The 289-nt window shown below is 41.5% G+C and carries 1 rRNA gene; it reads left to right on the top strand.

Annotated elements, in window-relative coordinates:
• Nucleotides 1-75 (top strand): 16S ribosomal RNA (locus EBQ12_RS19265); the annotation flags it as partial.
• Between the last annotated feature and the right edge of the window lie 214 nt (nucleotides 76-289).

The raw sequence follows: 289 nt of genomic DNA, 5'->3' as shown, positions 1-289 counted from the left end.
AAGGTGGGGCAGATGATTGGGGTGAAGTCGTAACAAGGTAGCCGTATCGGAAGGTGCGGCTGGATCACCTCCTTTCTAAGGATATATGGAGCAGCGTACGTTTTTCGTCTTGTTTAGTTTTGAAGGATCATTCCTTCAAACATGTCTCTAGCGAGACAGGATTGTTCTTTGAAAACTAGATAACAATAAGTAATACATTCACATTGAATGCAATGCAAAGTTCATCACACATAGTGATTCTTTCTAAAGTAAGAAATGGTTAAGTTAGAAAGGGCGCACGGTGGATGCC

The organism is Bacillus sp. 2B09, assembly GCF_003946835.1.
GTDB lineage: Bacteria > Bacillota > Bacilli > Bacillales > Bacillaceae > Bacillus > Bacillus altitudinis.
This window is presented reverse-complemented; position numbering and strand designations above follow the sequence as displayed.